This is a genomic window from Limnospira sp. PMC 289.06 (genome assembly GCF_032350395.1).
GTDB classification, from domain to species: domain Bacteria; phylum Cyanobacteriota; class Cyanobacteriia; order Cyanobacteriales; family Microcoleaceae; genus Limnospira; species Limnospira platensis.
In genome coordinates, this window is record NZ_JARPLC010000473.1 from 1 (window position 1) to 511 (window position 511).

Annotated in this window: 1 protein-coding gene; it reads left to right on the forward strand. The window is 44.4% G+C overall.

Annotated elements, in window-relative coordinates; all coding sequences use genetic code 11:
- Positions 1–57: 57 nt before the first annotated feature.
- Positions 58–511 (forward strand): phage head spike fiber domain-containing protein (locus P5674_RS26805; RefSeq protein WP_434475140.1); only part of this gene is annotated, 454 nt, incomplete at its 3' end.

A 511-nucleotide genomic window follows, 5' to 3' on the forward strand; every position in this document is an offset into this window, starting at 1 on the left:
GCCCACCATGTAAATCGTACATTTTCTGCAACATCTGGGACAACATATACATTAACCATATATGCTAAAGCCGCAGAACGCTCGATTCTTGTAATTGCATTTGCCACTCAATTTCCCGCCAATTCTTTCGCAAATTTCAATTTACTGACTAGAGCAATTACAGCAGGAGGAGGACTTGTTTCTTCATCAGTAACGTCTATGGGAAACGGATGGTATAGATGCTCAATTACCTCAACAGCATCATCAACTGCTACTGCAACAATAGTGCATTACTTGAATAATGGGTCTAGCATTCTTTACACAGGTGATGGCATTTCAGGTATCTACATTTGGGGTACACAACTAGAAGCATCATCAACACCATCCCCTTACACCCCTACTCAAGCCACCAGCGTAACACGTGCTTCTGATGCGGTTAGTCGAGTGTTGGGGGATGAGTTTAACCCGAGTGAAGGTAGAGTAGGGGTCGAGAGAGATGTCGCCATCTCCCCCTCCCATACAAAACCGTACT